We start from the raw sequence: 6,237 nt of genomic DNA on the forward strand, positions 1-6,237 counted from the left end.
GGTTCTCCGCATGGCACTCAGGAAGCGCGCTGGTGACGAGCCGAGGATCACGCCGAAGAAGGCGAGGAACGCGCTCGCTGTGGTGAAGATCATCGGACCGGCCGTGGTCCCGGTGGTCGCGCCGTACGTGGTGCGTGCGCTCGGCGAGGTGCGGGACCGGTACGACCGGGCACGCGCCACCCGGCTCGGGGTGCCCATCGAGGACCTGCCGCGGTTCTCCGGGCGTGGCGGGGCGCTGCACGCCAGGATCACCGGTGCCGCCGCGGCCATCGCCGAGCTGCGCGACCGCGACGGCGTCACGGCCGACGACCGCGCGTTCGCCGACCGCTCCGACACGACGCTGCGCCAGCTGGCCGCCGCGGTGCGGGCCGCCGAGCGGATGCCGACCAGCCGCCGCAGGGCCGCGCACCGGGCCGCGTCTGTCGAGCTGGACCAGCTCGAGGAGCGGCTGCTCCAGCGGCTCGGCGTCTGACGCTTACAGAACCCGAACATTCCCCGAGCCCAGGTCTCACCTTCGCCCGCCATCGTGGTTGGCACACGAAGGGAGAAGATCGTGAAACTGGTGTTGAGCAGTGTCCTGGCGGTCGGCCTGGTGTTCGGCGGAGCGGTGACGGCGTCCGCCGACCCGTCGGAGCCGGTGACGATCACGCTGAGCCCCGAGCAGGTGCAGAACCTGTGCGAGAAGCGGCTGCCGAAGATCGAGAAGCGGACGACCCGGCTGTTGGACCGGATCACCGGCGACGCGAGCGTGCGCGGGTCGGTCCAGTGGTTGAAGGCACGCGCCGCGAAGGAACGCGACGCGGGGCGGGAGACGTCCGCGCAGGTGCTGGAGGAGAAGGCCGACCGCCGCGCCGGGCGGGTCGACCAGCTCAACCGGGTCAAGAAGTGGGCCACCGACTTCGCGTCCCAGCACTGCGGGGCGAAGTGAGGCGGCTGGTGTGGGTCGTGCTGCCGGTGCTGCTGGTCGTCGCCGGTTGCCGGGACTCGGCCACGTCACCGGGCGTCGACCAGCAGTTCTCCAACGTGGAGTCCACGTTGGACGCCATCGAGTCGGACGTGGCGGGTGACTGAGCGGAGCTTGCGGAGCGAAAATTGTGGCTGAGCGGAGCTTGCGAAGCGAGAATCGTGACTGAGCGGAGCTTGCGAAGCGAAAACCGTGACTCGGTGAGTGCTATACAGGGCCATGCCTGAGGGCTTGGTGCTGGTGGTCGAGGACGATCCGGCCATCGCGGACCTCGTCGCCCGGTACCTGCGGCGGGACGGTTTCGGCGTGCGGGTGGCGGCCGACGGCGCCGCGGCACTGGCGGCGGTGCGCCGGGAACGCCCGGTGGCGGTGGTGCTCGACGTGGGCCTGCCGTCGATGGACGGGATCGAGGTGTGCCGCACGCTGCGCGCCGACGGCGACTGGACGCCGGTCCTGTTCGTGACCGCCCGGGACGACGAGGTCGACCGCGTGCTGGGCCTGGAACTCGGCGCGGACGACTACGTGACGAAGCCGTTCAGCCCACGCGAACTGGTGGCGCGGGTACGCACGGTGCTGCGGCGCGGGACGGTCGCCGCGTCGGTGCTCTCGGTGGGACGGACCCGCATCGACGTGACGGAACGGCGCGCGTGGGCGGACGGCGTCGAGGTGGCCCTCACGCCGACGGAGTTCGACCTGCTGGCGGCACTGATGCGACGACCTCGACAGGTGTTCGAGCGGCCGCGACTGTTGAGCGCGGTGTGGGGGTACCAGGTGACCGGCACCCGGACGGTGGACGTGCACGTGGCACAGCTACGAGCCAAACTGGGCGACGCCAGCCCGATCCGCACCGTCCGCGGCGTCGGCTACGCGGCGGACCCGACATGACCCAGGCACGAGAGTCCCTTTCACTCGGACTTCCTGGTGAAAGTTATCCACAACCCACGCCGACCAGGGGTTTTGTCAGTGCAAGCCGATAGAATGGGACCGGGGCCGGCCCCCGGGATGGGGTGGGGGCTGCCTACGTTACGGGCGGAAGTTTTCGGCGAAATCTCGGTTGGTGCTGGGCAGCGCTCGTCGGCGTGGCGTGGTCGCGACCTCGGCCTTGCCGGGCACGGCGCGCCTACTCAAGGCACCGGCCAGCGCTCCTCGGATTGGCGTGAACGCAACCTCAACCCCGCCAGACACAACGCACCTGCTCGGGGCGCTGCCGGAGGCCGGCCATGAACATGAACGTCGCTGGGGAGCCGGCGGCGGGGCGGCGGCGGGCGTCGCTGTGGGTGCGGATCACCGCGCTTGGGTTGGTGGTGGCCGCGGTGATGGCGCTGGTGGCCGGGGTCGTCTCGGTGCGGTTGGTGATCGTCGCGGCGCGGGATGCCACTCGGGAGACGCTTGCTGATCAGGCGGATGTGGTGGCCGCGCAGCTCAGTGCCGTGCGGGTGGCCGCGCCTCGGGTCACGCAGATCCTGTCGGGGCAGGGGATCTCCATGGTTCGGCGGGGTCCCGGGGGCCGGATGGTGGGCGATCAGCGGGCACTGCAGGCCGCTCGGCGGGCCGGGCTCGGGCGGCTCACGGCTGGGCGGGCACTGCATGGGAGTGCGGTCATCGACGGCACCGTGCTGCTCGTCGAGGGGCGGGCGTTGGACGACGGCGGTGCCGTGGCGCTCGTGCGTGAGTCGGAGCATTCGAAGGCGGCCTGGCGGCGGTTGGTCGGCAACGTCCTGTTCGCGCTCGCCGTGGGGATGGGGGTGGCCGCGCTTGCCGGGTTGTTGCTCGCTCGGCTGCTGGCGCGGCCGCTTCGGCGGACGGCCGAGGTCGCCGTGGGGATGAGTCATGGGCGGCGGGATCTGCGGGTGCCCCTCGATGGGCCTCGGGAGGTGGTGGAGGTCGGGGAGTCGCTCAACGCGTTGGCGGACGCCCTGGCTCGCAGTGAGGCCCGGCAGCGGGAGTTCCTGCTCTCGGTCTCGCACGAGTTGCGGACGCCGCTCACCTCCGTGCGGGGGTTCGCCGAGTCGCTCGCGGACGGCGTCGTCGACGGGGACGAGGTCGTCGACGTCGGGCGCACCATGCAGCGGGAGGCCGAGCGGTTGGACGGGATGGTGTCGGACCTGCTCGATCTCGCGCGGCTCGGGGCGGACGACTTCCGGCTCAACCTCGGCGAGGTGGACCTCACCGGCTTTCTCGTGGAGGCTGAACGGGTGTGGCGGAGCCGCTGCGCCGCCGCGGGGATCGAGTTGCGGGTGGAGAGCCCGCCGGGACCCGTGTGGGTGAGGACCGATCCGGGGCGGCTTCGGCAGGTGGTCGACGGGTTGGCCGCCAACGCCGTCCGGGCCACGCCCGCGGGCGCGCCCGTCGTTCTGGCGCTGCGGTCGAACGGCGCGTTCGCCGAGTTGCAGGTGCGGGACGGCGGACCCGGGCTCGCCGAGGAGGACTACCGGCACGCGTTCGAGAAAGGTGTGCTGCACTCGCGGTACCAGGGGGTGCGGCCCGTCGGCACCGGGATCGGGCTCGCGCTCGTGCACGGGCTCGTGACGCGGCTCGGCGGCACCATCACCGCCATGCCGGCGCCCGAGGGCGGCGCGGCGTTCACCGTGGTGCTAAAGACCCTCGGCTAGCACCTCGGCCAGGTGCACCGCCTCGCGGTCACTTCCCTGCGCTATCTGGGTCCGGCAGCTGAAGCCGTCCGCGATGACCAGCGTGTCGGGGGCCGCCTCGCGGACGGCCGGCAGCAACGCGCGTTCCGCGAGTGCTTGGGAGACCTCGTAGTGCTCGCGCTCGAAGCCGAAGTTGCCGGCCAGGCCACAGCATCCGGCGGGCAGTGGCGAGTTCCGCACGCCCGCCTTCGCCAGCAACGCCTTCTCGGCCGTGACGCCCAGTGTCGCGTGCTGGTGGCAGTGCACCTGGGTGATGGCCTCTCGGGACACCACCGGCGGAGTCCACTGTGGAGCATACGCGGTCAGGAAACCAGCCAGGGTGAACGCCTTCAGCGACGTTCCGGTCAGCTCCGGCAGGTCCTCGTTCAGCGCGGACAGGCAACTCGGCTCCAGGCCGACGACCGGCGTGTCCCCGAACGGCGCGAGCGCACGCAGCGTCCGGCGCATCACCTTGCGGGCCACCGAAAGCTGGCCCGTCGACACCCACGTCAGGCCGCAGCACACCGAACCCGGCGGCAGCACCGGGTCGAAGCCCGCCGCACGCAGCACGCGGACCGCGGCGATACCGGCCGACGGGGTGAAGAAGTTCGTGAACGTGTCCGGCCACAGCACCACCGGTTGCCCGCCGCTGCCCGGGTTGTGGCGCAGCCAGTGGGTCAGCGTCTCCGTCGCCACCGGCGGCAGCGCGCGTTCCGGTGCGATGCCGCCCAGTCGCTTCAGCAGCCGGGAGAGCCGTGGGGACGCCATCGCCCTGTTCGCCGTGCGGGGCAATCGCGACGCCAGCCGCAGCCACAGCGGGAGCCAGCCCATCGAGTAGTGCGACGCCGGGCGCAGCCGCCGCTTGTAGTGGTGGTGCAGGAACTCCGCCTTGTACGTGGCCATGTCCACGTTCACCGGGCAGTCGCTCTTGCAGCCCTTGCACGACAGGCACAGGTCCAGCGCGTCCCGCACCTCGGTGGACCGCCAACCGTCGGTGATCACCTCGCCGGCCAGCATCTCGTACAGCAGCCGGGCGCGCCCGCGGGTCGAGTGCTTCTCCTCGCCCGTCACCTGGAAGCTCGGGCACATCACCGAACCGCTGTGGTTGCGGCACTTCGCCACCCCGATACACCGCCGGGCCGCCTGCCCGAAGTCACCGCTGTCGCGCGGGTACGTGAACGCGGTCCGCACCGCCGCCAGCGGCACGAACCGCAGGTTCTCGTCGACCCGGTACGGCCGCACGACCATGCCGGGGTTCATCCGGCCGGCCGGATCCCAGAAAGCCTTGAACCGCGCGAACAACTCGATCATGCGTGGCGAGTACATGCGCGGCAGCAGCTCCGCCCGCACCTGCCCGTCGCCGTGCTCGCCGGACAGCGTGCCGCCGTGCCGGACGACCAGGTCCGCGGCCTCCTCGACAAACCGGCGGAACCGGGCCACCCCCTCGGCGTGGACGAGGTCGAAGTCGACGCGGATGTGGATGCAGCCCTCGCCGAAGTGCCCGTAGGGCAGGCCGCGCAGACCGTGCTGAGCCAACAACGCACGCAGGTCCCGCAGGTAGGCGCCCAGCCGCTCCGGCGGGACGGCCGTGTCCTCCCAGCCCGGCCACGCCTCGGCGCCGTCGACCAGGCGGGTGGAGATGCCCGAGCCCTCCTCCCGCAGCCGCCACAGCTCCCGCTGCCGCCCGGCATCGGTGATGACCTCATGCGGCACCCCCACTGTCGAGGCGATCGCGGTCGCCGCCGGCAGCCCGTCCACCTCGACGAACAGCCACGCGCCGCCGGGCGGCAGCGTGGGCACCGGGTCCGGGTTGCGCGACGCCCGCAGCGCGACGATCCGCTCGTCCATGCTCTCCACGGTCAGCGGGCGGTGCGGCAGGATCGCCGGCACCGCGTCCGCGGCGGCCACGTCGTCGGCGAAGCCGAGGACCAGCAGCACCCGGGTGGCCGGTAGCTCCACCAGCCGGAGCCGGGCGCCGAGCACGGTCACGCACGTGCCTTCCGTGCCCACCAACGCCTTCGCGAGGTCGCGGCCGTGCTCGGGCAGCAGCTGGTGCAGCGGGAAGCCGGACACCTGCCGGCCGAACCGGCCCAGCTCGGTCCGCAGCAGGGCCAGGTTCTCGTCGACCAGCGCCCGCAGCTCCGGCGGTAGCTCCGAACCGGCACCGACGGTCATGCGACCGCCGTCGTACCGCAGGACGTCCAGCTCGATAACGTTGTCGAGCGTCGTGCCCCACGCCACCGAGTGCGCGCCGCACGAGTTGTTGCCGATCATGCCGCCGAGCGTGCAGCGGCTGTGCGTGGACGGGTCGGGCCCGAACGTCAGCCCGTGCGGCGCGGCGGCCCGCTGCAGATCGGCCAGGATCAGGCCCGGTTGCACCACCGCGGTGCGGCTGTCCGGATCCAGCGAGACCAATCGGTTCATCGCACGGGAGAAGTCCAGCAGGATGCCCGCCGAGACCGCGTTGCCGGCGCAGGACGTCCCCGCACCGCGAGCGACCAGCGGGGTGCCGGTATCCCGGGCCACCTGCAGCGCCAGCGCCACCTCCTCGGCCGCGCGCGGAAACACCACCACCTGCGGCACCAGCCGGTAGTTCGACGCGTCGGAGGAGTACTCGGCCCGCCTGCGGGACGAGGCGTCGAC

At 72.1% G+C, this 6,237-nt stretch carries 6 protein-coding genes; 5 read left to right on the forward strand and 1 reads right to left on the reverse strand.

Annotated elements, in window-relative coordinates:
* Positions 1 to 10: 10 nt before the first annotated feature.
* The 5 genes from ACJ73U_RS00730 (at position 11) to ACJ73U_RS00750 (ending at position 3,576) form a co-directional block, all read left to right on the forward strand.
* Positions 11 to 472 carry a DUF6474 family protein gene (locus ACJ73U_RS00730; protein ID WP_407775505.1) on the forward strand — a complete coding sequence of 154 codons (462 nt, stop codon included), beginning with the start codon at positions 11 to 13 and terminating at the stop codon, positions 470 to 472.
* 81 nt (positions 473 to 553) lie between these two features.
* Positions 554 to 928, forward strand: coding sequence for a hypothetical protein (locus ACJ73U_RS00735; protein WP_407775506.1), 375 nt, complete (start codon positions 554 to 556; stop codon positions 926 to 928).
* On the forward strand, positions 925 to 1,071 hold the full coding sequence (locus tag ACJ73U_RS00740; RefSeq protein ID WP_407775507.1) for a hypothetical protein: 147 nt from the start codon (positions 925 to 927) through the stop codon (positions 1,069 to 1,071). The genes ACJ73U_RS00735 and ACJ73U_RS00740 overlap by 4 nt, the downstream gene beginning before the upstream one ends.
* Positions 1,072 to 1,183: 112 nt before the next feature.
* Entirely contained in the window at positions 1,184 to 1,849 is a 666-nt protein-coding gene (locus ACJ73U_RS00745; RefSeq protein WP_407775508.1) for a response regulator transcription factor, read from the forward strand.
* 335 nt (positions 1,850 to 2,184) lie between these two features.
* Positions 2,185 to 3,576, forward strand: a complete 1,392-nt coding sequence (locus ACJ73U_RS00750; RefSeq protein WP_407775509.1) for a sensor histidine kinase — start codon at positions 2,185 to 2,187, stop codon at positions 3,574 to 3,576.
* Here ACJ73U_RS00750 and ACJ73U_RS00755 read toward each other — a convergent pair.
* The coding region (locus ACJ73U_RS00755; RefSeq protein WP_407775510.1) for an FAD-binding and (Fe-S)-binding domain-containing protein at positions 3,559 to 6,237 on the reverse strand (2,679 nt) is incomplete at its 5' end. The genes ACJ73U_RS00750 and ACJ73U_RS00755 overlap by 18 nt on opposite strands.

This window comes from Actinophytocola sp. (assembly GCF_045807065.1).
GTDB lineage: Bacteria > Actinomycetota > Actinomycetes > Mycobacteriales > Pseudonocardiaceae > Actinophytocola.

Bases quoted from the DNA above. Each gene is read 5' to 3' on its own strand.
- ACJ73U_RS00745 (WP_407775508.1), top strand. From the start codon at position 1,184: ATGCCTGAGGGCTTGGTGCTGGTGGTCGAGGACGATCCGGCCATCGCG.
- ACJ73U_RS00750 (WP_407775509.1), top strand. From the start codon at position 2,185: ATGAACATGAACGTCGCTGGGGAGCCGGCGGCGGGGCGGCGGCGGGCG.
- ACJ73U_RS00730 (WP_407775505.1), top strand. From the start codon at position 11: ATGGCACTCAGGAAGCGCGCTGGTGACGAGCCGAGGATCACGCCGAAG.